Source organism: Micromonospora phaseoli (assembly GCF_900109115.1).
Taxonomy (GTDB): Bacteria; Actinomycetota; Actinomycetes; order Mycobacteriales; family Micromonosporaceae; genus Micromonospora; species Micromonospora phaseoli.
The window spans coordinates 34,688-57,628 of record NZ_FNYV01000012.1 but is presented as its reverse complement, the minus strand read 5'-3'; the positions used below and the strand labels follow the sequence as shown (position 1 = coordinate 57,628).

The 22,941-nt window shown below is 71.7% G+C and carries 22 protein-coding genes and 1 pseudogene; 13 read left to right on the top strand and 10 right to left on the bottom strand.

What is annotated here, in order from left to right; genetic code table 11:
- Positions 1 to 12 precede the first annotated feature (12 nt).
- Positions 13 to 1,989, top strand: a complete 1,977-nt coding sequence (locus BMY89_RS24865; protein WP_092382597.1) for an ABC transporter ATP-binding protein — start codon at positions 13 to 15, stop codon at positions 1,987 to 1,989.
- A gap of 80 nt (positions 1,990 to 2,069) precedes the next feature.
- Here the strand turns inward: BMY89_RS24865 and mug are convergent, their stop codons facing one another.
- The 6 genes and pseudogenes from mug to BMY89_RS24835 form a co-directional block, all read right to left on the bottom strand.
- Entirely contained in the window at positions 2,070 to 2,684 is a 615-nt protein-coding gene (gene mug, locus BMY89_RS24860; RefSeq protein ID WP_092382496.1) for a G/U mismatch-specific DNA glycosylase, read from the bottom strand.
- Positions 2,681 to 3,441 (bottom strand): annotated as a pseudogene (locus BMY89_RS24855) (SDR family oxidoreductase). The gene mug and the pseudogene BMY89_RS24855 overlap by 4 nt, the downstream one beginning before the upstream one ends.
- A 128-nt stretch (positions 3,442 to 3,569) precedes the next feature.
- Complete coding sequence (locus BMY89_RS24850; protein ID WP_092382495.1) at positions 3,570 to 4,019, bottom strand: SCO6045 C-terminal-like domain-containing protein; 450 nt, start codon at positions 4,017 to 4,019, stop codon at positions 3,570 to 3,572.
- Positions 4,016 to 4,834, bottom strand: coding sequence for an MbnB/TglH/ChrH family RiPP precursor modification enzyme (locus BMY89_RS24845; protein WP_092382596.1), 819 nt, complete (start codon positions 4,832 to 4,834; stop codon positions 4,016 to 4,018). Before BMY89_RS24845 ends, BMY89_RS24850 begins: the two co-directional genes overlap by 4 nt.
- Positions 4,831 to 5,748 carry a TIGR04222 domain-containing membrane protein gene (locus tag BMY89_RS24840; RefSeq protein ID WP_092382494.1) on the bottom strand — a complete coding sequence of 306 codons (918 nt, stop codon included), beginning with the start codon at positions 5,746 to 5,748 and terminating at the stop codon, positions 4,831 to 4,833. Before BMY89_RS24840 ends, BMY89_RS24845 begins: the two co-directional genes overlap by 4 nt.
- Positions 5,749 to 5,923: 175 nt before the next feature.
- Positions 5,924 to 6,496 carry a TetR/AcrR family transcriptional regulator gene (locus BMY89_RS24835; RefSeq protein ID WP_092382493.1) on the bottom strand — a complete coding sequence of 191 codons (573 nt, stop codon included), beginning with the start codon at positions 6,494 to 6,496 and terminating at the stop codon, positions 5,924 to 5,926.
- A gap of 192 nt (positions 6,497 to 6,688) precedes the next feature.
- Between BMY89_RS24835 and BMY89_RS24830 the strand changes: the two genes are divergently transcribed.
- Positions 6,689 to 7,333 carry an HAD family hydrolase gene (locus BMY89_RS24830; RefSeq protein WP_092382492.1) on the top strand — a complete coding sequence of 215 codons (645 nt, stop codon included), beginning with the start codon at positions 6,689 to 6,691 and terminating at the stop codon, positions 7,331 to 7,333.
- Positions 7,334 to 7,498: 165 nt separating this feature from the next.
- Positions 7,499 to 8,434 carry a serine protein kinase RIO gene (locus BMY89_RS24825; protein WP_092382491.1) on the top strand — a complete coding sequence of 312 codons (936 nt, stop codon included), beginning with the start codon at positions 7,499 to 7,501 and terminating at the stop codon, positions 8,432 to 8,434.
- A gap of 51 nt (positions 8,435 to 8,485) precedes the next feature.
- Here BMY89_RS24825 and BMY89_RS24820 read toward each other — a convergent pair whose 3' ends face one another.
- Positions 8,486 to 8,734, bottom strand: coding sequence for a DUF2630 family protein (locus tag BMY89_RS24820; RefSeq protein WP_092382490.1), 249 nt, complete (start codon positions 8,732 to 8,734; stop codon positions 8,486 to 8,488).
- A gap of 371 nt (positions 8,735 to 9,105) precedes the next feature.
- Here BMY89_RS24820 and BMY89_RS24815 point away from each other — a divergent pair, with 371 nt between their 5' ends.
- The 4 genes from BMY89_RS24815 (at position 9,106) to BMY89_RS24800 (ending at position 13,146) form a co-directional block, all read left to right on the top strand.
- Positions 9,106 to 11,655, top strand: coding sequence for a sensor histidine kinase (locus tag BMY89_RS24815; RefSeq protein WP_092382489.1), 2,550 nt, complete (start codon positions 9,106 to 9,108; stop codon positions 11,653 to 11,655).
- Positions 11,656 to 11,763: 108 nt separating this feature from the next.
- Complete coding sequence (locus BMY89_RS24810; RefSeq protein WP_092382488.1) at positions 11,764 to 12,183, top strand: roadblock/LC7 domain-containing protein; 420 nt, start codon at positions 11,764 to 11,766, stop codon at positions 12,181 to 12,183.
- A gap of 5 nt (positions 12,184 to 12,188) precedes the next feature.
- Positions 12,189 to 12,563 (top strand): DUF742 domain-containing protein, encoded by a 375-nt coding sequence (locus BMY89_RS24805; protein ID WP_092382487.1) that lies wholly within the window; start codon positions 12,189 to 12,191, stop codon positions 12,561 to 12,563.
- A complete protein-coding gene (locus tag BMY89_RS24800) occupies positions 12,544 to 13,146 on the top strand; it encodes a GTP-binding protein (protein WP_092382486.1) in 603 nt (200 codons plus the stop codon). The genes BMY89_RS24805 and BMY89_RS24800 overlap by 20 nt, the downstream gene beginning before the upstream one ends.
- 164 nt (positions 13,147 to 13,310) lie before the next feature.
- Here BMY89_RS24800 and BMY89_RS24795 read toward each other — a convergent pair whose 3' ends face one another.
- On the bottom strand, positions 13,311 to 16,166 hold the full coding sequence (locus BMY89_RS24795; protein ID WP_092382485.1) for an aconitate hydratase: 2,856 nt from the start codon (positions 16,164 to 16,166) through the stop codon (positions 13,311 to 13,313).
- Positions 16,167 to 16,324: 158 nt separating this feature from the next.
- Between BMY89_RS24795 and BMY89_RS24790 the strand changes: the two genes are divergently transcribed.
- The gene (locus tag BMY89_RS24790) at positions 16,325 to 16,681 is read left to right on the top strand and encodes a VOC family protein (RefSeq protein WP_092382484.1); all 357 of its coding nucleotides are present in this window, start codon (positions 16,325 to 16,327) and stop codon (positions 16,679 to 16,681) included.
- A gap of 152 nt (positions 16,682 to 16,833) precedes the next feature.
- On the opposite strand, the gene BMY89_RS24785 is transcribed toward BMY89_RS24790, so the two are convergent.
- Positions 16,834 to 17,493, bottom strand: a complete 660-nt coding sequence (locus BMY89_RS24785; protein WP_092382483.1) for a C39 family peptidase — start codon at positions 17,491 to 17,493, stop codon at positions 16,834 to 16,836.
- A 482-nt stretch (positions 17,494 to 17,975) separates the two neighbouring features.
- Here BMY89_RS24785 and BMY89_RS24780 point away from each other — a divergent pair, with 482 nt between their 5' ends.
- Positions 17,976 to 19,649, top strand: coding sequence for a right-handed parallel beta-helix repeat-containing protein (locus BMY89_RS24780; protein ID WP_092382482.1), 1,674 nt, complete (start codon positions 17,976 to 17,978; stop codon positions 19,647 to 19,649).
- 22 nt (positions 19,650 to 19,671) lie between these two features.
- On the opposite strand, the gene BMY89_RS24775 is transcribed toward BMY89_RS24780, so the two are convergent.
- Entirely contained in the window at positions 19,672 to 19,866 is a 195-nt protein-coding gene (locus BMY89_RS24775) for a hypothetical protein (protein ID WP_232521534.1), read from the bottom strand.
- A gap of 19 nt (positions 19,867 to 19,885) precedes the next feature.
- On the opposite strand from BMY89_RS24775, the gene BMY89_RS24770 reads away from it, so the two are divergent.
- The 4 genes from BMY89_RS24770 to BMY89_RS24755 all read left to right on the top strand — a co-directional run bounded on the left by BMY89_RS24770 (position 19,886) and on the right by BMY89_RS24755 (position 22,851).
- Positions 19,886 to 20,545 (top strand): hypothetical protein, encoded by a 660-nt coding sequence (locus BMY89_RS24770; RefSeq protein ID WP_092382480.1) that lies wholly within the window; start codon positions 19,886 to 19,888, stop codon positions 20,543 to 20,545.
- Positions 20,546 to 20,582: 37 nt separating this feature from the next.
- The gene (locus BMY89_RS24765; RefSeq protein WP_092382479.1) at positions 20,583 to 20,972 is read left to right on the top strand and encodes a hypothetical protein; all 390 of its coding nucleotides are present in this window, start codon (positions 20,583 to 20,585) and stop codon (positions 20,970 to 20,972) included.
- Between the two features lie 357 nt (positions 20,973 to 21,329).
- The gene (locus BMY89_RS24760) at positions 21,330 to 22,049 is read left to right on the top strand and encodes a hypothetical protein (protein WP_139218004.1); all 720 of its coding nucleotides are present in this window, start codon (positions 21,330 to 21,332) and stop codon (positions 22,047 to 22,049) included.
- A gap of 91 nt (positions 22,050 to 22,140) precedes the next feature.
- A complete protein-coding gene (locus BMY89_RS24755) occupies positions 22,141 to 22,851 on the top strand; it encodes a cellulose binding domain-containing protein (protein ID WP_092382477.1) in 711 nt (236 codons plus the stop codon).
- Positions 22,852 to 22,941 lie beyond the last annotated feature (90 nt).

Here is a 22,941-nt window from a genome sequence, read left to right as displayed (position 1 = left end):
GTGTCCAACCACATGGCCGCCGGCGGCATGGGCGGTTGGAGCATGCTCCGGTCGATGCGCAGCCAGGACGACATTTCCACGCACCGGCTGCAGCGCGGCGTCGCCCGCCGGATCGTGGCTTTCGCCCGGCCCTACCGACGTGACATCGTCGTCTTCCTGATCACCGTGATCATCGCCGCGGTGATCGGGGTGGCCACCCCGCTGCTCGCCGGCGACGTCATCGACGCGATCACCCGGGGCGGCTCTGAGGCCGGCGCGTTGGTGATCCGGCTGGCCCTGTTCATCGCCGCCCTCGCGGTCGCCGACGCGATGCTCTCGCTCGCCCAGCGGTGGTACTCGGCGCGCATCGGTGAGGGCATCATCCTCGACCTGCGTACCCGGGTCTACGACCACGTGCAGCGGATGCCGCTGCAGTTCTTCACCCGTACCCAGACCGGTGCGCTGGTCAGCCGGCTCAACAACGACGTGATGGGTGCGCAGCGGGCCTTCACCTCGACCCTGTCCGGTGTGGTCAGCAACGTGATCCAACTGGTCCTCACCGCTGCGGTGATGTTCACCCTCTCCTGGCAGATCACCGCGCTCTCGTTGGTGCTGCTACCGGTGTTCATCATCCCGGCCCGCCGGGTCGGTCGGCGGCTGGCCGAGATCACCCGCGAGTCGTACAACCTCGACGCCAAGATGAACGCGACGATGACCGAGCGGTTCGGGGTGGCCGGCGCGTTGCTGGTGAAGCTCTTCGGGCGGCCGGACGCGGAGTCGAGCCGCTTCGCCGCCCGAGCCGAGCGTGTGCGCGACATCGGCATCACCTCTGCGATGTACTCGCGGACGTTCTTCGTCGCGATGCTGCTGGTGGCCTCGCTGGCCCAGGCTCTGACCTACGGCCTCGGTGGCTGGCTGGCCGTCGCCGGCAACGTCAGCGCCGGCACCGTGGTGACCCTGGCGCTGTTGCTGACCCGCCTGTACGGTCCGCTCACCGCGTTGAGCAACGTCCGCGTCGACGTGATGAGCGCGCTGGTCTCGTTCGACCGGGTCTTCGAGGTGCTCGACCTGGACCCGACGATCAAGGAGCGGCCCGACCCGGTGCCGGTGCCCCGCGGCACCGGGACCGTCGAGTTCCGCGACGTACGGTTCCGCTACCCGAGCGCCGCCGAGATCTCCCTGGCGTCACTGGAGGAGGTCGCCGCGCTGGACCGCACGATCAACGAGCCGGTGCTCAAGGGCGTTTCCTTCAAGGTCGAGCCCGGTCAGATGGTGGCCCTGGTCGGCCCCTCCGGTGCCGGTAAGTCGACGCTCTCGATGTTGATCTCCCGCATCTACGATGTCACCGACGGGCAGGTGCTGGTCGGCGGGGTCGACGTCCGCGACGCCACCGCGGACTCGCTGCGCGACGAGATCGGTGTGGTCACCCAGGACTCGCACCTGTTCCACGAGAGCATCGCCGAGAACCTGCGCTACGCCAAGCCGGACGCCACCGACGACGAGTTGTGGGCCGCCCTCGCGGGTGCGCAGGTCGCCGACCTGGTGCGCGCCCTGCCCGACGGCCTGGACACCACCGTGGGCGAGCGCGGCTACCGCTTCTCCGGCGGCGAGAAGCAGCGCATCGCCATCGCCCGGCTGCTGCTCAAGGCGCCCTCGATCGTCATCCTCGACGAGGCGACCGCGCACCTGGATTCGGAGAGCGAGGCGGCCGTACAGCGGGCGCTCGCGGTGGCGCTGACCGGGCGTACCGCCCTGGTGATCGCGCACCGGCTCTCCACCGTCCGCGACGCCGACCAGATCCTCGTCCTCGACTCCGGCCGCATCGTCGAGCGGGGCCGCCACGAGGAGTTGGTTGCCGTCGGCGGCCTCTACGCCGAGCTGTACCGCACCCAGTTCGCGGTGGCCGACTCGCCCACCCCGTACACCGACGCGACCGGCCCGGAACCGGTGGTGATCCCGACCCGCGAGTACATCGCCGAGGAGGCGCTGCCCCCCGCCGCCGCAAACTGACCGGCCCGGGCTCGCCCGTCCGGTACCGCGGCGCACGCACCACATCGTTGGTACCCCGTGCGTGACATGGCCAGTCGCGGTCACTCGCGGCGGGTGGCCTCACGGAGTTCGGCGAAGGCGGTGCCGAGCGTCTGCGGGGTGAAGTGGGCGTTCAGTCCGCTGGGATTGGGCAGCACCCAGAGCCTGGCGCCGGCCAGCTGCTCCGGCTGCGGGCCGAAGGCCGCCTTCGGTCGGGAGAACCCCACGCGGTACGCGGTCACCCCGACCACGGCCACCCAGCGCGGCCGGTACCGGGCCACCTTGCTGGTCAGCGTCCGCGCGCCGTCGACCAGTTCGGCGGCGGTCAGCTCGTCGGCGCGGGCGCTGGCCCGGGCGACCAGGTTGGTGATGCCCAACCCGAGCCCGGGCAGCGTGTCCTGCTCGCTTGGGTGCAGCAGGCGCGGGGTGAACCCGCCCCGGTACAGAGCCGGCCAGAACCGGTTGCCGGGGCGGGCGAAGTGCCAGCCGGTGGCCGCCGACCACAATCCGGGGTTGATCCCGACGAAGAGCACATCAAGCCCGGCGGTGATGACGTCCGGAAGAAGCTTGTCGGCGGCCGCGGCCAGGTCCTCCCGGCTCGGGCGCGGGTTCGGTCGGGGCGCTGCCCCGCCGCCGTCGGCCGGTCGGTTGTGGCTGGCGGGCGGCTCGGCGATCACAGGCCACGCAGCGCGCCGCCGTCGACCGGGATGGTGACCCCGGTGAGGTAGCTGGCCGCGGGGGAGAGCGTGAAGGCGGCGACCCGGCCGAACTCGGCCGGCTCGCCGATGCGACGCAGTGGGATACCGGCCTCCGCCTCGGCCCGCGCCCGCTCGGGGTCGCCGGTGGCGGCGAAGAGCTCCCGGTTACGGTCGGTCATGATCCGACCCGGCAGGAGGCCGACCACCCGCACTCCGCGCGGACCGTACTCGTCAGCGACGTCTTGGCGACACCGGCCAGGCCGGGGCGTAGCCCGTTGGAGATGCCCAACCCGGCGACCGGGCCGCGCGCCGAGGTGGAGAGCACCAGCGCGATCGCGCCGCCGTCGGGCAGCGCGGCGGCGACCGTACGCGCCATCCGCACGCTGCCGAGGAAGACGGTCTCGAAGGCGTGCCGCCACTGCTCGTCGTCGACCGAGGCAGCGCTGCCCGGTGGCGGCCCGCCGACCGAGATCAGCGCGCCGTCGAGCCGGCCGAAGTGCTCATGCGCGGCGGTCACCAGCCGGTCAGGGGTGGCCGGGTCTGCCAGATCCGCGGTGATGCCGACGGCCCGGTCCGGCCCGGCGAGGCCGGCCGCGGCGGCGTCCACCGTGTCGGGGTGCCGGGCGGAGAGCACCACCCGGGCGCCGTCGGCCACCAGGCTCTGAGCGGTGGCGTAGCCGAGCCCACGGGAAGCGCCGGTGAGCACGTACACCCGATCGGTCAGTCCGAGGTCCATGCCGCCGATCCTGCCTGAACGAGCGCGACTCGGCCATCCGGGCCCGACGGGGCGTTGGGTCGGCGGCGGCGAAGGTGTTAACAGGGGGCCCCTCCTCTACCGGAGGCGTTAATAAGGGGCCCTTCCTTTCACCGGGCCGGGCGTAGCAGGCGTACCCGACCGGCGAGCTGGAGGGCGACGGCGCCGCTGGCCCGGCCGACGGCGGGCAGGCGGCGTCGCCGCGGGGGCTGCTGACCGTCGTAGCGGAGACCTGCCTCCCGGACCGCGAGTTCCTCGGCGCCCAGCGGCGGCAGTGCGTCGCGGGCGCGTAGCGTGCGGGCCAGGTCCCAGCCGTCGCGCAGCCCGCCGGCGGTGGGTCGGCCCGCCGCCCACTCGACGAACACGGTCGGCCACCTGCCGCCGAGCCCGGCGGCGAGCAGCGGCCAGTGCCGGGCAACCTCGCCGGCCCGCTTGCGAAGCAGCGCGGCCCGGGCGGCGGCGAGCGGTCCGGGCGCGAAACCAGGCGGCGGGGGGCCGCCGGCGACCAGGGCCAGGACCAGCTCCGCCTGCCGCGCCGCCAGCGACCGGGCCGCGCTCATGTCACCACCGGGAATCCGCAGGCGTCTGCCACGGCGTCCAGTTCGGTCCGTAACTCGGCCGCCGGAGGGTAGTGCCCGTCGCGTTCCAGCAGCGCCGCCGGTGGGCGGTGCCGGGCGCACAACTCGCCGAGCAGCTCCAGCACCTCCCGATTGACCGGGTCGGTGTGCGTGTCGTGGTAGAAGCCGCCGTGCTCGGCCCCGCCGGCGACGTGCAGGTACGCCACCCGATCGAGCGGCAGCCGGTCCAGCAGGGCCAGCGGATCGGTGCCCCGGTTGCGGGCGTTGGCGTGCACGTTGGCGATGTCGAGCAGCAGCAGCGCGCCGGTGCGCTCCAGGATCTCGCCCAGGAACGCCGCCTCGTCGAGTTCGTCGTCCGGCCAGTCGAACAGCGCCGCGATCGGCTCCAGCGCGATCGGCACCGGCAGCTCCGCCTGCGTCCGGGCGACGTTCGCGCAGACCACGTCCACCGCCTCGCGGGTGCGCGGTAGCGGCAGCAGGTGCCCCGCCTCCAGGCCACCGGCCCGCACGAAGGCGATGTGCTCGCTGACCAGCGGGGCAGCCAGCAGCTCGGCGACCGTCGCCAGGTGGGCCACCCGGGCCGGCTCGACCGGCTCCGCGCCGCCGAGGGAGAGCCGCACCCCGTGCGGTACCACGGTCACCCCGCGCTCCCGTAGCTCGACCAGCCCGGCGGGTGGTGGCCCGGCGATCGGCACTGTTTCGGCGACCACCTCGACGAAGCGCAGGCCGGGCAGTTCGGCGACGAACCCGGCGATCTCCGGCCGCCAGCCGATGCCGACCCCGTGCGGGCCGGTCATCCGCCGCACCCGCCCCCGCCACAGCCCCCGCCGCCCCCGCCGCCATCGCTGCCGCCGCTCGCACCCGCGGTGCTGCCACCGCCGCAACTGCTGGTTGTGGCACCACCAGGGGTCATCGCCTTGCGCTGGATCTCGGCCTGCTCGGCGAAGGTCGGGTCGAGGGCCCAGATCGTGGCGGTGCCGTAGAGCGCCACCGCCATCGCCAGGCCGGCGGATCCGTAGACGGCGTGCGCCGGGTTCGAGGCGGGCGCGAGGTGGTGGTTCCGCTGTCGCAGCCGCCGGATCGCGAGATCCGCCGCCCGGGTCCGCCGAGGCACCCATACGAACAGCACCGTGGTCACCGCCGCCAGCCCGCACAGGATGAACACGAGGTACCAGACCGGACGGCCGTTGGCCAGGCCGGCGGCGATGCGTGCGACACCGAGCGCCAGCAACGCGGCGAGCAGCAGCGGGCCCAGCCGCAGGGCCGCCCGCCGGTCCGAGCCGACCAGCAGGCCGTGGCGGTCCAACCCTTCGCGCAGTTCGGTGAGGGCCCGGGCGACCCATTCGGTCTGCCGTAGCTGCCGGGCCGAGTGGTGCTGGCTCGCGGCGTGGTGGACGGCCCGGTCGAGCGGGGTGACCCCTGCCGGCAGCGGTCCCTCGGCGGTCAGCGCGCCGGTCGTTTGCACCCCGATCGCGCCCTGGCTGCGCAGGCTGCTGAGCGAGGACCAGACCGCCAGGTCCTCGCCGCCGTTGAGGTAGGCGACCTGCTGCGGGCCGAGCTGGTCGGCGGGGGGCGCGGTCCGGCCGGACAGCAGGCTCCGGCGGTGGACCAGTGCACCGATGACGAGCACGACGGTCGCCACCAGATAGAAGACCAGGAAAGTGCGGCTGGGGATACCCCAGGTGTCGAAATCTGCCGCGAGATCCGTCATGGCCTGCTCCTGTCGCACGAGGGGAACTCGGCTTCATTGTGGAGCGGGCGCGCCAGCGGCCGACCACGTCGGTGGCCCAGTTACCGCACCGTTATCTGACGGTGTCGGCGGGCCGTCCCAACCGTCGCCCCGCCGTCGCCAACTCCGCCGCTGCTGCATCCACCGCTCGTCGGCGTCAGGGTCGCCGTACGGCCTCCTCGACCAGGTCGAGCACCGGACCGAGGTCGCCGGCCGGACGTCCCATGGCCAGGTGCAGCACCAGGCCGTCGTAGGCGAGTTCGAGGAAGCGGGCGAGCACGTCGATCGGGACGTCCTCGCGCAGTACGCCGGCCTCCCGCTGCCGGGCGAGGCGTTCCCGGGTGGCCTCGGCGATGGCCGCCGACCGCTGCGCCCATCGTTTGGCGAAGGCGGGGTCGGTCCGCAGCCGGCGGGAGACCTCCAGTTGGCTGCCGAGCCAGCCGGTGGTGTCCGGGGAGACCGCGCGGGCGAGCAGGTCGCGCATCACCTGGACCAGACCGTTACGGGCGACTGTCTCCACCATGACTGCCGCGTCGTCCTCGGCGACGGCGAGGAAGAGCGAGTCCTTGTCCCGAAAGTGGTGGAAGATCGCCCCTCGGGACAGCCCGGTCGCCTCCTCGAGGCGGCGCACGGTGGCGCCCTCGTAGCCGTGCCGGGCGAAGCAGCCCCGCGCGGCGGCGAGGATCTCCTGTCGGCGGGCGTCGAGCTGATCCTGACTTACTCTTGGCACGTGTCGATCGTGTCAGTTCGCCTCGGGTAGCGCAAACCGTACGTACGGCTTGTAATGCGGCCCGCCGGGGTGGCGACACCGCGCGACCGCCTCGGCGGAGCAGCGGCTGGCCCGGTCGTCGGTGCCCGCTCGACACGACCACGTAACCACTTGCCCTGTCGGCGGGGTACCGGATTCCCGTAGGGTGCCCGAGTGCCGCTGCTCCTGCTGGACTTGGACAACACCCTGCTCGACCGGGCCGGGCCGTTCCGCACCTGGGCAGAGCGCTTCCTCGACGGCATCGGCGCGCCACCGCGCGACATCGAATGGCTACTGTCCATCGACGCCGACGGGCTGACCGATCGCTGGGACGTCGCCGATGCCATCCGGGACCGTTACCGGCTGCGGATCCCCTCCATCGACCTGGTCGAGGAGCTGCACGACGGAGTCGTCGAGTTCACCCGGCTCGACCCGCTGGTGGCCTGCGCGTTGCGGATCGCCGACGACGCCGGCTGGATGCCGGTGGTGGTGAGCAACGGCGCGGTACGCCAACAGGACACCAAGATTCGGCGCACCGGACTGGACCGGTACGTCGCCGACTGGGTGATCTCCGAGGAGGCCGGGGTCAGTAAGCCCAACCCTCGGATCTTCGCGCTCGCCGCTCAACGGGCCAGGATGCCGCTGCGCGGCGCCTGGGTGATCGGCGACGGCCCGGAGGCGGACATCGGCGGGGCGACCGCCGTCGGCCTGCCCAGCATCTGGCTGCACCGCGGCCGGCCGTGGACCGACGCCCGGTTCGCGCCCACCGCGACGGTCGACACGGTCATCGCCGCGATCGCCGAGATCATGGGTGCCTGAGCCCGAGGCGAAATTCGGTTGACCCGGCGCACGGGCTTCGCGAAACATGGTCCGCGCACCGTGCATCCCGGGCGTGCGCCCGGTCGAGGAGAGGGGGTCGGTCATGGCCGTTTCCGCAGGTCACTTCCTGCCTCCCACCGACTCGACCAAGGGATTACCAGCGCGATGCGCGATCATGACTTCCCGGCGCCCGAGCGCCGTACCCGCGGCCGGCGCCGCTTCGACGACGACGAGCCAGATTTCCTGAAGCGTGGCCGGACGGCCGGCCCCGCCCCAATCGACCCCGACGACGAGCCGGATCCGGCGACCGGGGCCTCCTGGTCCTCCTGGGACGACGCCGTGCACGGCCCGGAACCCCACCCGGAATGGCTGGTGACCGAGCTGGCCGCCAAGGACACCGATCTCGGTGTGCTCAAGACCGGCAAGGAAGCGGACGTCCACCTGGTGCGCCGGGCCGTGCCCGACACCGACCGTTCCTGCCTGCTCGCGGCGAAACGCTACCGCGACCCACGGCACCGGCTCTTCCACCGCGATAGCGGGTATCTCGAAGGGCGCCGGGTGCGCCGGTCCCGGGAGATGCGCGCGATGACGGGCCGCACGGCGTTCGGCCGGCAGATGATCGCCGGGCAGTGGGCGGCGGCGGAGTTCGCCGCGCTGGGCCGGCTCTGGGAGATAGGCGAGCGGTACGGCACGGTCACCGTGCCGTACCCGGTCCAGCTGCGCGGCACCGAGCTGATGCTGGAGTTCCTCGGCGATCCCGACGCGGGGCAGGCCGCGCCACGGCTCGCCGAGCTGCGCCCGACCCCGGCCGAGCTACGTGGGCTGTGGGGGCAGTTGGTCGACGCGCTGGTGGTGCTGGCCCGGGCGGGGTACGCGCACGGCGACCTGTCGCCGTACAACCTGTTGGTGCACGCGGGGCGGCTGGTGCTGATCGACCTGCCGCAGGTGGTCGACGTGGTGGCGAATCCGCAGGGGCGCGACTTCCTGGCCCGCGACGTGCGGGTCGTCGCCACCTGGTTCGCCGCCCGGGGCCTGCCGCCGAGCCTCGCGGACCCGGCGGCGCTGACCGGGATGCTGTCCCGGGAGGCGGGCCTACGCTGACCCATCAGGCTCCGGGTGGCGATCACCCGCCACCCGGAAGCCTGGTGACGTCTACTGCAGGTACCGCTCGACCTCCGGCACCGGGCGGACGCCCTGGGCCTCGGGGTCGCCGTGTGCCTGCCGGGCCGCGCGGCGGCGGCGGAGCAGATCCCAGCACTGGTCGAGGGACTCCTCCAACTCGCGCAACCGGGTACGGGCGTCGTCGTCCGTGCCCGTCTCGGTGGTCTGGGCCTGCGCGCGCAGCCGGTGCTCCTCGTCGACCAGATCGGAGATCCGGCTCAGGATGGTCGTGTCGTCCATGCCCCTGAGCCTGGCACAGCGCGGCGGCCCGCGCCCACATTCCCTTCCCGGAGTCCTACGACGCACCCGACGCCACGCCGGGGTCGCCGTGCCAGGCCATCCCACGCCACGCCGTCGCGTGGCACGCCGTGGTCGCCGTGCCGCCATCCCGCGCCGCCATCCCGCGCCGCCATCCCGCGCCGCCATCCCGTGCCGCGCCGGACCCGGGTCGCGCGCCGTGCCGCGCGCCGTACCGCGCCGCTCCGGGGCGACCAGGGCATGATCACGAGCGCTTGAGTTGATGCGGTGACGTTGTTAGCGTGCGCCGGGGTCTGTGTGCGTGCCGCACTCCTGACTGACCGATCAGCTCGCCCAGGGCCAGGGACGGTGTAATGGGTTCCCGCAGTACCAAGCTGCGTACCAAGGTCGTGGCCCTGCTGGCGTTGCTGGTGGCACTCTGGGGCTTCACCGCCTGGGTCACCGTCCGGGATGGAGTCGACCTGCTCGCTGTGCAGGCGCTCGACGCGCGGGTCTTCGACCCCACCGAACCGTTGCTGCTGCAGTTGCAGGTCGAGCGGCGTACCTCGCTGGTGTACCTCGGGCGACCGGGCGAGGCAAGGCTGGAGGAGTTGGCGCAGCTGCGTCAGCGTACCGACCAGTCGGCTGCGGAGTTCGCCGAGTCGGTCGGCAGCTGGCAGGTCGACCTGCTCGGTAGCGACGCGTTGCGCGAGCGGATCGCGTCGCTCGACCAGCGCCTCGCGGCGCTGCCGGACACGCGTACCGCGGTCGACGGACGCAACATCGGCCGCCGGGAGGCCGGCGCGGTGTTCACCGGCCTGATCGAGTCGATCCACGAGGTCTACGACGAACTCGGCAATCTCGACGACGATCAGGTCGCCGACGACACCGACCAACTGATCCGGCTCAACCGGGTCCGCGAGTTGCTGTCCCAGGAGGACGCCTTGCTCGCCGGCGTGCTGGCGGCCGGCCGGATCACCTCGGTCGAGCGGGCGGAGTTCACCCGCGTCGTCGGCGCCCGGCAGTTCGTCGTGGAGCAGGCGATCGCCCGGCTGCCCGACGCCGACCAGCGTCGCTACGAGCGGTTGGCCAGCGGCGCGAGCTTCCGGCGGCTGGCCGATCTGGAAGCCCAGATCATGCTGGGCAGCGGCACGACCCGCGTGCCCTTCACGGCCGCCGAGTGGGCCGCCGCCACCGGTCCGGCACTGATCGAGATCGGTGACCTGGTCCTGGCCGGCGGTGACGACATCGTCGAGAGGGCCACGCCGGTCGCGATCGGTGTCATCGTCCGGCTGGTGCTCGCCGCCGGTCTCGGCCTGCTCGCGGTCATCGCCTCGGTGATCGTCTCGGTCACCACCGCGCGCGCCCTGGCGCAACAGCTGCGTCAGCTGCGTGACAGCGCCTGGCGATTCGCCAACGAGCGGCTGCCGGGCGTGGTGGAGCGGCTCGACCGCGGCGACCGGGTGGACATCGCCAAGGAGACGCCGCCGCTGCCCTTCGGCGACGACGAGATCGGCCAGGTGGGTCGGGCCTTCGACGACGTGCAGGCCACCGCCGTCCGTACGGCAGTGGAGCAGGCCGAGCTACGTCGGGTCGGACGCGAGGTGTTCCTGAGCCTGGCCCGGCGTACCCAGGCGCTGGTGCACCGTCAGCTCACCCAGCTCGACGCTCTGCAACGCCGGGAGCAGGACGCCGAGGGACTGCAGGGGCTGTTCCACGTCGACCACCTGGCCACCCGGATGCGGCGCAACACGGAGAACCTCATCGTGCTGTCCGGCTCCACGCCGGGCCGTGCCTGGCGCCGCAGCGTGCCGATGGTGGATGTGGTCCGCGGTGCGGTGGGCGAGGTCGAGGACCACAGCCGGGTCGTCGTGCTCCCGGTCGACAGCGTGTCGCTGCACGGGCGGGCGGTCGGTGACGTCATCCACCTGCTCGCCGAGTTGATCGAGAACGGGCTGGTCTACTCGCCGCCACACACGAGCGTCGAGGTTCGCGGGCAACTGGTCTCCAACGGCTTTGCCATCGAGATCGAGGACCGCGGCCTGGGCATGACCGAGGAGGACCTCGCGGCCGCCAACCACCGCATCGAGGACCCTTCGGAGCGCAACCTCGCCGACGCGTCCCGGCTGGGCCTCTACGTGGTGAGCCGACTGACCGACCGGCACGGGGTACGGGTGCGGCTCAAGGAGTCCGCGTACGGCGGAACGACGGCCGTCGTGCTCATCCCGAGCGGCCTGATCGTCGGGGACGACGCGGAGTCGGGCGACCCGGGCGGTACCCGTGTGCCGGCGCCGGCGCTCCCGGGACCAACCCGTGCCGAGCGCTCAGACACTGCGGCGGACCTCGCCGCACCAGCGGTCTCCGCCCGACAGCCGGCGGTCGAACCCGACGGCGAACGGGAGGGTGCCGCCGACCGCAGCGGAGACGACCCGGCCGAGGCGAGCCCGGGCCCCGATGACCGGTCCGCACCGGCGTCCCGGCCGCGCCACTGGCCGGAGCCCTCCTCCGGATGGGACGCCCCGACTGTCCCGATCGGACTGCCGGTCACCTCGACGTCGGGCCACGGGGTGCCGTGGTCGCCTTCGGAGTCGGTCGGAGCAGCGTCGGCCAGGTCCGCCCGCGCGGGCCGGCCGCTCGCCGAGCCCGGCGATCCGGTCGTCGCCGAGGCCGAACTGACCCGGACCGAGTCGGGCCTGCCGGTCCGGGTCCGGCAGGCCAGCCTCGCACCGGCGTTGCGGGACGAGCCTGAGTCCATGGCGGAGCGCGACGAGGTGATTCGCGAACCGGAACAGGTTCGGCGCATGATGAACTCATACCAGACCGGCACCCGGCGGGGACGATCCGACGCCGCCCGGCTGCTTGGTGGGGGCGGTCGGCCCGCGCCCGACGACGAGGCCGACGACGCTGGTCAACAGGCGACCTGACCGGGTAGGTGACCCCGGTGGACCGGGCGAGGACCGGTCAGCCCAGATGAGCACGGCGAAGAGCCGGATGAGCACGGCGAAAGAGCCGAGGGAGAAGAGGACGACGAAGTGGCGCAGAAGACGCCTTCGAGTGCCGACCTGACGTGGTTGCTGGATGATCTGGTAGGCCGGGTCAAGCAGGCCGAGCACGCGGTCGCGCTGTCGGCAGACGGTCTACTGATGGCCTCCTCGCAGGGGCTCGGCCGCGACGACGGCGAACACCTGGCGGCGATGGCGGCCGGCATCCAGAGCCTGGCCCGCGGCGCGGGCAAGCGGTTCGGCGGCGGGCAGGTGCAGCAGACAATCATCGAGATGCAGTCGTCCTTCCTGTTCGTCACCGCCGCCGGCCGCAACGCCTGCCTCGCGGTGCTGGCCACTGAGGACGCCGACGTCGGGCTGATCGCGTACGAGATGGCGATGCTGGTCACCCGGGTCGGACAGTTCGTCGCGTCACCGTCACGGTCCGAACAGACCAACGGGGAGAGGTAGGCCAGATGGCGGTGCAGGGAGACTCCACCGACCACCAATGGGTGGACGACCACGCTGGTCCGGTGGTTCGTCCGTATGCGGTGACCGGCGGCCGGGCCCGCCCGGTCACCGGCACGTTCGACCTGATCTCCCTGGTGACGGCGGTTCGTCAGGACGTATCCCCGGAGGTCGGCCTGGGTCCGGAGCACCTGGCGATCGTCGGCCTCTGCCAGCGGGTACAGTCCGTCGCCGAGATCGCGGCACATCTGGACCTGCCGCTCGGCACCGTACGGGTCCTGCTCGGCGATCTGGTGTCGCGCAACCTGGTACGGATCCACGAGCCGCACATCTCCGACCACAGCATCTTCGAGGCGGTTATCCATGGACTACGGGCACTCTGAGCAGCCGGCGGGCACGGTCACGCTGCCCACAGCGATCAAGATCCTGGTCGCGGGCGGCTTCGGGGCGGGCAAGACCACGCTGGTCGGCGCGGTCAGTGAGACGCGCCCGTTGCGGACCGAGGAGGTGCTGACCGAATCCGGGGTGGGCATCGACGATCTCGCCGGTGTCGAGACCAAGCGGACCACCACCGTCGCGATGGACTTCGGACGGATCACCATCAGCGACGACCTGGTGCTGTACCTGTTCGGTACCCCGGGCCAGGACCGGTTCTGGTTCGTCTGGGACGAGTTGGCGCTCGGCGCGATCGGCGCCGTGGTGCTGGCGGACACCCGCCGGTTGGCCGACTGCTTCCCCTCCATCGACTACTTCGAGGAGCGGGGGACACCGTTCCTGGTCGCGGTGAACTGCTTCGACGGGGCGCGGCAGTACCGGCTCGACGAGGTGCAGACCGCGCTGAACCTCGACCCGGAGGTCCCGGTGCTGCTCTGCGACGCCCGGCAGCGGGACTCGGCCAAGGAGGTGCTCATCACGCTGGTGGAGCACGCCATGAAGCTCCGGGAGGCCCGCCGCAACGCACAGTGAGGCCCGGTCCGCCGGCGGCCGGAGCCGCACGTGCCGCCCGGTCCGCGGGAGGCCAGAGCGGCACAGCGCGGCCCGGTGCGCCTGGGCCAGAGCCGGCTCGCGGCGACCGGAACACGACGAAGGGCTCTCCCCGCGAACGGGGAGAGCCCTTCGGACCTGGTACGTCAGCTGGCGATCATCCGACGCAGCACGTACTGCAGGATGCCGCCGTGCCGGTAGTAGTCGGCCTCACCCGGGGTGTCGATCCGCACCACGGCGTCGAACTCCACGCCGCTGTCGGTGGTCACCTTCACCGTGCGCGGGACGGTGCCGTCGTTGATGGCGGTCACCCCGGTGATGGTGAACGTCTCGGTCCCGGTGAGCCCCAGCGAGTCGGCGTTCTCACCGACCGGGAACTGCAACGGCAGCACGCCCATGCCGATCAGGTTGGAGCGGTGGATCCGCTCGTACGACTCGGCGATCACCGCCCTGACGCCGAGCAGCATGGTGCCCTTGGCCGCCCAGTCCCGCGACGAGCCGGAGCCGTACTCCTTGCCGGCCAGGATGACCAGCGGGACCTCGGCGGACTGGTACGCCATCGAGGCGTCGTAGATGGAGGTCTGCTCGCCGGTCAGGTGGTTGATCGTGAAGCCGCCCTCGACTCCCGGGACCAGTTGATTGCGCAGCCGGATGTTGGCGAAGGTGCCGCGGATCATCACCTCGTGGTTGCCCCGGCGCGAGCCGTAGGAGTTGAACTCGTGCCGCGGCACGCCGTGCTCGGCGAGGTAGACCCCGGCGGGCGAGTCGGCCTTGATCGAGCCGGCCGGCGAGATGTGGTCGGTGGTCACCGAGTCGCCGAGCTTGGCCAGCACCCGGGCCGGACCGATGTCGGCAACCGGGGTCGGCTCGGGCTGCATGCCCTCGAAGTACGGGGGCTTGCGGACGTAGGTGGACTCGCCGTCCCAGGCGAAGGTGTCCCCGGTCGGGGTCGGCAGGGACTGCCAGCGCTCGTCGCCGGCGAAGACGTCGGCGTACGCGGAGCTGAAACCGGCGGCGCCGATCGCCGAGGCGATGACGTCCTGGATCTCGGTGGTGTTCGGCCAGATGTCCCGCAGGAAGACCGGCTTGCCCTCGCTGTCCTCGCCGAGCGGCTCGTTGGCCAGGTCGATGTCCATCGTGCCGGCGAGGGCGTACGCGACCACCAGCGGCGGGGACGCCAGATAGTTCATCTTCACGTCCGGGTTGATCCGGCCCTCGAAGTTGCGGTTGCCGGAGAGCACCGACACGACGGCGAGGTCGGCCTCGTTCACCGCGGCGGAGATCTCCTCCGGCAGCGGGCCGGAGTTGCCGATGCAGGTGGTGCAGCCGTAGCCGACCAGGTGGAAGCCGAGCTTCTCCAGGTACGGCGTGAGGCCGGCCCGATCGTAGTAGTCCATGACGACCTTGGAACCGGGGGCGAGGGTGGTCTTCACCCACGGCTTGCGGTTCAGACCCCGGTCCACCGCGTTACGCGCGAGCAGTGCCGCGCCGATCATGACCTGCGGGTTGGAGGTGTTGGTGCACGAGGTGATCGCGGCGATCACGACCGCGCCGTGGTCCAGCTCGAACTCGGTGCCGTCGGCGCCGGTGACCCGGATCGGGTCGCTGGCCCGCCCGCCGGAGCCCACGGCGGCGTTGATCAGCTCGCGCGGGGCGTCGGCCGGGTCCGCCACCCCGTTGGCCGGTGAGTCGCTGGCCGGGAAGGACTCGGCGCTGGCCTCGTCGGCGTGACCGGTCACCCCGAACGGCTTCTCCTGCTGCGGCACGCCCGGCGTAGCGCCGGGCTCGCCACCGGTCTCGTCGGCCGCCACGTAGTCGGTGAGCGCGGCCCGGAACAGCGTCTTGGCGCTGCCCAGCGGCACCCGGTCCTGCGGGCGCTTCGGGCCGGCGAGGGAGGGCTCGATGGTGCTCAGGTCGAGCTCCAGCTGCTCGGAGTAGTGCGGCTCGTGGGCCGGGTCGTGCCAGAGGCCCTGCTCCTTGGCGTACGCCTCGACCAGGGCGACCTGCTGCGGGTCGCGGCCGGTCAACTCCAGGTAGCGGACGGTCTCTGCGTCGATCGGGAAGATCGCCACGGTGGAGCCGTACTCCGGCGACATGTTGCCGATGGTGGCGCGGTTGGCCAGCGGCACCGCGCTCACGCCGGGGCCGTAGAACTCGACGAACTTGCCGACCACGCCGTGCTTGCGCAGCATCTCGGTGATGGTGAGCACCAGGTCGGTGGCGGTGGTGCCGGCCGGCATCTCACCGGCGAGCTTGAAGCCCACCACCCGTGGGATCAGCATGCTGACCGGCTGGCCGAGCATGGCGGCCTCGGCCTCGATGCCGCCGACGCCCCAGCCGAGCACGCCCAGGCCGTTGACCATCGTGGTGTGCGAGTCGGTGCCGACGACCGTGTCCGGGTACGCCTGGCCGCCGCGCTCCATCACGGTGCGGGCCAGGTACTCGATGTTGACCTGGTGCACGATGCCGGTGCCCGGGGGGACCACCTTGAACTCGTTGAAGGCGGTCTGCCCCCAGCGCAGGAACTGGTAGCGCTCCTTGTTGCGGGCGTACTCCAGCTCGACGTTGCGTTCGAAGGCGTCCTGGCGACCGAACAGGTCGGCGATGACGGAGTGGTCGATGACCAGCTCGGCCGGGGCGAGCGGGTTCACCTTGGTCGGGTCGCCGCCGAGGTCGCGGACCGCCTCACGCATGGTGGCCAGGTCGACCACGCACGGTACGCCGGTGAAGTCCTGCATCAGCACGCGGGCCGGGGTGAACTGGATCTCGACGTTCGGGTCCGCGGTCGGGTCCCACCCGCCGAGTTGGCGGATGTGTTCGGCGGTGATGTTCGCGCCGTCCTCGGTCCGCAGCAGGTTTTCCAGCAGGATCTTCAGGCTGTAGGGGAGCCGTTCGTGTCCCTCCACCTTGCTGATCTTGAAAATCTCGTAGCTCGCGTCTCCGACGCGTAGCTGGGTCTTCGCACCGAAGGTGTCGAGGCTCGCCACGTCGTACTCCTTCACACCAGCGACCGTGAGTAGTCCTGAGCAGTCTGTCGCACCGGCCGGAGGGTTGCCGTGGTTAGGCAACACTTACCGCCGATTCTCGCTGTCAACAAAACCGTACGTCCGTCTTGCTATAAGTGCAACCCGATGCCATCGTGTACTCGGGAGGTCCCAACATGATCCACCACGTCCAGCTCGCCTGCCCGCGGGGTTCCGAAGATCTCTCGCGGGCCTTCTACGTCGGACTCCTCGGCCTGGCCGAACTGGCCAAGCCGCTGGCCCTCGCGGCCCGCGGTGGTTGCTGGTTCAACGGGTACGGCGCCGAACTGCACCTGGGCGTGGAGGACGACTTCCGTCCGGCGCGCAAGGCCCATCCCGCCCTGCTCCGGCCCGACCTGGAGGACCTCGCCGCCCGGCTGACCGCCGCCGGCTACCCGGTCACCTGGGGTGACGACCAACTGCCCGGACTGCGGCGCTTCCACACCGAGGACGCCCACGGCAACCGCCTGGAGTTCGTCGCCCCGACCACCTGACCCGGGCCGCGCAGGCCCCTGACCCCCGGCCCGGGTTCGCAACATCCCTGATGTTGCCGCCAACCTCGGCGGAGTGTGCGGGTGGTGGCGAGACAGAAAGAGGGCCGACCCCGTCCGGGGCCGGCCCTCTCGTCGGTTCGTCGGTTCGTCGGTCAGGAGGTGGCGCTGTAGCCGCGGCTGGCGATCCAGTTGGCGAGCGCGTCGATGCTCACCTGGTAGGAGGCCTGGGCGGGGTCGGCGGAGTCGGCGATGGTGACGGTGTCGCCGTTGTCGTGGTAGCCGACGACGCTGATGTAGTGGCCACCCTCGAAGGCGTGGGTGGTGCCCTCGGTGTCGGTGGCGGTGCCGGCGATGTTGGCGACCACGGCCCGGCCCTCGTCGACGGTGCGGACGACGTCGGCGCGCAGCTTCTCGACCTGCTTGGCCTCGGCCTTGGCGCCGGGGATCTCGACGCTGCGGTAGACGTCCTTGCCGGTCTCCTTGTTCAGCACCGGGGTGATGTCGTTGATCGAGTCGGTGCCGGCCTCGGTGGTGCCCATCTCCTTGGCCATGGCGTGCACGTCGATGTTCTTGCCCTGCACGCTCAGGGCGTTACGGGTGGCGGCGGGGCCACAGTAGTAGAAGTTCGGCTGGGCCTCGTAGCGCACGTCGAGCTGGCGCTCGCCGTTGCCCTTGCGGTCGGCCTGCACCACGGCGCTGGCCTGCGCACCCGGAGTGGCCTGGGCGGCGATCGCGGGACCGGCGATGCCACCAGCGGTGGCGGCGGCAGCGGCGATGGTCAGAGCGGTCTTACGCAGGATGTCGGTACGCATGATGGGGGACACCTTTCGTTCGGGGGTGCGCGCGGCCCGTGCGCAGGGGGATGCGGCCGGACCGTGCGGAAGGGGGGAGGTGGATCAAGGACCGTCGGGGGGCTCTTGGGGCCGCTCACGACGTCCGGAAGGGGTGTAACGCCGGGGCGTCCGAGGTCATTCCGGCCGGTGCCCGGTGCGGCGCCGGAGCGGGCGTCGCGGTTACGTCATGTTCAACGACCGGGGTGGGTGCATGATTCCGCGATCACGGTGGCCCCGACCACGTCGCAGATCTGCACATAACGGTCATCCAGGCCCCGAAGTGCCGACGAAGAAACAGCGGTGACGCATCATCTGGGGGCGAACGGGACGCGACGGACAGGTGGTGGTGGCTGCGCCGTGGTGGCCAGGACGGTCGACGGACGGTCCGGGGATGGCGTTTTCCGGCGTGGGGAGCGGGAAAGCGCGGTGCGCAGCAGCCGACGACCGAGGGGAGTGGGGCCGTGTGGCAGCACGGAAGGTCCATCGCCACCCGCGAGCGCCTGTCCCCGGTCGCCGGGGCGCCGCTCTGGTGTGACGCGCAGGATTTCGGCCTCCGTGGTGACGGCGTCACCAATGACCAGCCGGCACTGTCGGCGCTCGTCGACCGCCTCGGTGAGGGGTACGCGGCCGACGGCCGGCCCCGCGTCATCTACTGTCCGCCGGGCATCTACTCGATCAGGGACGCGGGCACGGTCTGGCGCAGCGGGGTGTCACTGCTCGGTGCGGGGCCGGGGGCGACCCGGTTCATGCTGAGCAACGAGGGCAACCGCGCAGAGCCGACGCCGTTGGCCTTCTGGACCACGGTGCAGCACGGCGCCGACCGCGACCGCCACATCGCCGACTGCACCTTCGCCGACTTCGAGATCGACGGTTCGGGCGTGGCCCTGGTGCAGTACAACTACCTCGCCAAGGGGCTCGGCCTGCAGTACGTCGTCCGGGGCGTCTTCCGCAATCTGTACATCCACCACACCGGCGCGACCGGGCTGGGCTGCGACTTCCTTCAGGACAGCCTGATCGACGGCGTGGTGGTCGTCGGCTGCGGGCGGCTGGACAACGGCGAGGAGATGGGCGGCGCGGGCATCGGTATCGGCATCGGCGGCTGGGGCGAGGTGGAACGCTGCACCATCAGCAACTGCACCACGCTCGGCAACGGCACCAACGGCATCTTCCTGGAGTTGCAGAAGTCGTACTGGACGCCGCCGCGCGGGTACCGCATCATCGGCTGTCACAGTCAGGCCAACCGGTTCGGTATCTCCGACTGGGGCGCCGACGGCCTGATCGTCTCCGCCTGCACCCTCACCGGAAACCTGGATGCCGGTTTCGACGTCTCCGCCAACGGCACGGCGGGGATCGCCGGCCGTGGCGGCATCCTGACCGACTGCGTCATCGACCGCAACGTCCGCGACGGGATCAGCATGGGCAACACCCCCGGGCCGTACACCATCCGGGGAAACCGGATCAGCGGCAACGGCGGTCACGGCTATCACCAGCACGACCTGGGCAACGGCTACCAGGGCGCGGCCTCGGACGTGGTGATCGAAAGCAACGAGTTCTGGGACAACGGACTGGACGCGATCCGGGTCGACCGGCCGATGGTCGACGCGGCGGTGGTCGACAACCGGATCCGCAACAACGGGCGCCAGTGCGCTCCGGCGGCCACCGGCTCCGGCGAGTCGGTGCGGTACGCCCGGCGCGCCATGACGGACCAGAACGCGGGTTGGCCGGCTGACGGCCACCGGGGCAAGGTGCTGCGGGTCGGTACCCGGCTCGCGTTGGTGGTCGGCAACACCGACACCGCCCTGAACCTGGCCGAACTGCGGCCGGACGCGGCGACCGCGTGGAACGAGGACGTGCCATCACCGGGGACCCGCTACGAGTTGCCGGCGGCGGCGCCGGTGCGGGCCGGCATCGCCGTGAACGCGCACGTCGAGTCGGCGATGGTGCGCGGCAACCGGGTCTGGGACAACCGCGACGGGCCGACCCAGAGCTACGGTTTGTGGATCACCGATCGGGGTTCGTGTGTCTCCTGCCGGGTCGAGGACAACGACCTGGCCGGCAACGCCGAGGGTGCGTTGCGGCTGGACAGTCAGCCGGTGGGTGGTCGCTGGGACCGCAACCACACCGAGATGGACTGACCGCCGGGTGGGCGAACCGGCTTCAGCCGGCCTCCTCCGGGGGGACCGGCGAGAGCGAGGTGGCCTCCGCGTGCCGGTCGCGCAGCCGCGCCCGGATCTCCTCCGGGGTGTACGCGCGCCGCCGTCGCTCGGCCCGGGCGATCACCACGCCGGAGGCCGCGACACCGGCCAGACCGGCCAACCCGAGGACCTTCCACCACCGCATCCGTCGCGTCATCCGCTTAGGGTAGTCCTTCATGAGCATCAGCCTGGACGAGGCGGTGGAGCTGACCCGCACCGGCGATCTGTGGATCTTCCGTGGTCGCAGCGTGCCCGACCGCGCCATCCAGTTGACCACCAACAGCCCCGTGAACCATGTCGGGATGGCGGTGGTGCTGGACGACATGCCGCCGCTGATGTGGCATGCCGAGCTGGGCCGGTCGCTGCCCGACCTGTGGACCGGCACTCACCAACGCGGCGTGCAGTTGCACGACCTGCGGGACGCGGCCTGCGTCTGGGCCAACCGGTACGGTCAGCGGGCGTGGCTGCGTCAGCTCGAGCCGCCGGCCGACCCGGACATGGAGCGGTCGGTGCTGCGGACGATCGCGCGGCTGGACGGCACGCCGTTTCCATCCACGGCGCAGCTGACCTGGCGGTGGCTGCGGGGTCGGGTGCCGTTGCCGCGGTTGCCGGGGCGGTCGCCCCGGCGGCGCGTCCCGGAGGCACGGGAGCTGGCTCTGGAGACCGCGTACTGCGCCGAGGTCGTCGCGGTCACCTATGAGGCGATGGGTCTGCTGCCGACGGGGCGACGGCCGAACTGGTACGACCCGGGTCGGTTCTGGAGCGGCGACGACCTCGGCCTGGACGGGGGCGCCCGGCTGGGCAGCGAGGTCGAGGTGTCGATTCCGCCGCGTTGAGGTTTCACCGACCGGCGTGCCGGCAATTTCTTGCGGCGTGACTGCTTCCACCGATCTCGACACGCTGACCGACTTCTTCGACCGGTACGGCGTGGCCCTGACCGCCGGTGACCTGCCCGCGATCGCCGGCTGTTACGCCCTGCCCGGGCTGGTGGTCGCCGACACCTACAGCTTCTCGTTCACGTCGCCGGCGGCCGTGGCGCTGTCCTTCGTGGGTGCCGCCCCGGACTACGCCGAGCGGGAGCTGGTCGCGGCGCACGCCGAGTTGGAGCAGGTGCAGCAGGTTTCCGCCCTGCTGACCGAGGTGGCCGTCCGCTGGGAGTTCCTGGACAGCCAGGGCCGGCAGGTGCCCGGTGAGCGCTACCGCTACCTGCTGCGAAGCACCGACGGCGGGCCGGTGATCTGCACGGTCGTGCGTACCGGCTGAATCGCCCGGGGCGTCCCAGGTGCCGTCGTCGCCGGGTGCGCGGCGTTTCCAGCCGGCTGTGGGTAGGTTGGCGCCCCGGCCGGCCCGATCGGTCAGGCATGCTGGCTGACCTGCCTGTTTCGTGTCCCGGCTCGGCCTGACTAGGCTGCGCGTCGGCGACGACGAGTGGGGACCTCAATGTCAGTGCGGCCGTCCGGCGAAGAGAACGCCGATGCGACCAACGCAGAGCCCGGTGCTGTGGACGAGGCAGTGAGCGGTGCTGCGCCCGATGTGGCAGCCGGTGCTGGGACCGGTGACGAGAGCGGTAGGGACAGTGGTGCAGACAGAGGTGCGGACAGTGGCGCGGACAGTGGTGCCGTGGCCGGTGCCACGTCCGGCGGGCGCACCCTGCCGAGGATGATCGCCTCCGCGCCCTGGGTGGTGGTCCTGGTCGGCACCGCGGTGTTGGCGGTGCTGCTGGTGGTCGCGGCGCTGTCGTTCCGGGGTCCCGAGCGCCCGGCGGCCTGGGCGCCCGGCCCGCCGATGGTGCTGCCGGCCCCTGCGGCGACGACCGGCGAATCCACGGAGACGGGGAGCCGGACGACCGCTCCGGTGGCGCCGCCCGCGTCCGTCTCGCCGTCCATCTCGGACTCGTCGTCCGGGTCGTCGGCGCAGCAGGTGGATCCGTCGCCCGTGGAGTCGGCACCGGTACGGTCGGACGGCACCCGGTCACCGAGCGCTCCCGCACCGACACAGTCGTCGCCGGCCGCGGACACCGGCGTGGTCTCCGCCAGCTACCGCTTGCAGGACAGCGACGCCGGTTCGTTCGAAGCCCAGTTGGTGGTGCGCAACGGCACCGGCCGGTCGAGTGACTGGCAGGTCGAGCTGAGGTTCAACAGTGGTGTCAGCGGCATCCGGGCCTCCAGCGGCCCCGGCGTTTCGGTGACCATCAAAGGTGGCGGATGGTATCTGCTCAGCGGCACCGGCCAACTCGGCGCGGGCGCGCAGCAGTCGGTGTACCTGCGGTTCACCCGGACCGGGGGCGGCGAGTACCCGGCACTGTGCACGGTCAACGCGGCCGCATGCGGGACGGGCTGACCGTACTGTCAGGACGCGTGGTGATTCGCAGGGCACTTTCCGACATAGCTGAAGATCGTTAGGCTTGCCGGGCTGCCCGCTGAGGAGAGACATGTCCGGTACGCGTCGCGCCCCGCGTGAGTCCCAGCCCCGAAGCTCCGCCACCGTCGCTTACTCCTCGCCCTGGGTTCTGGTGTCGGTCGGGGTCGTCATCATGGTGGTGCTGCTCGTCATCGCGGTCGGGGCGTACCGAGGTCCCGGGCCGGATTTCCGGCCGGGGCCGCCGGGGCCGCCAGCGGTGGCCGTGCCGATTCCGGAGCGGGCGTCGTCGGCGGGACGGGAGGCGTCGCCGCCGCTGTCTCCGGCGGTGCCCGGGCTGTCTCCGCGCCGCACCGACCAGCCGAGCCGCACTCCGACGGCAGCGCCCACGTCGGTGCCGCCGCCGTCCGCCGCATCGCCGGCTGCGCCCACCTCGTCCGCCCCGCCGCCGGCCCCGCCCGCGCCGCCGGCCCCGCTACAGGCGAAGTACCGGGTGATGGACACCTTCCCGGGCGGCTTCATCGCGGAGGTACTGATCCGTAACACCTCGGGTGGGGATCTGGGCTGGGTGGCGCGGGTGGACTATCCGGGCGGCCGGGTGGTCACCGCCTGGCTGGAGGGCGTTCCACAGGGGACCTTCAGCGGTGCCGGCGGGACCCTGACGTACCGCAGCGGGCCCGCGCTGGCCGCCGGCTCGTCGGTGCCGTTGCGTTTCCACATCGAGTCTGCCCGCTCTCGGCCGGCGAGCTGCAGCGTCTCCGGACGGGGCTGTAGCGGACTCTGAGGACGGTCCGCTGCGGCGGCGGATCACGCCATCCTTGCGCAAGAAGCCTGCTTTGTTGCGGGCTTGTTTGCAAGGGATTGCAGAATGTTT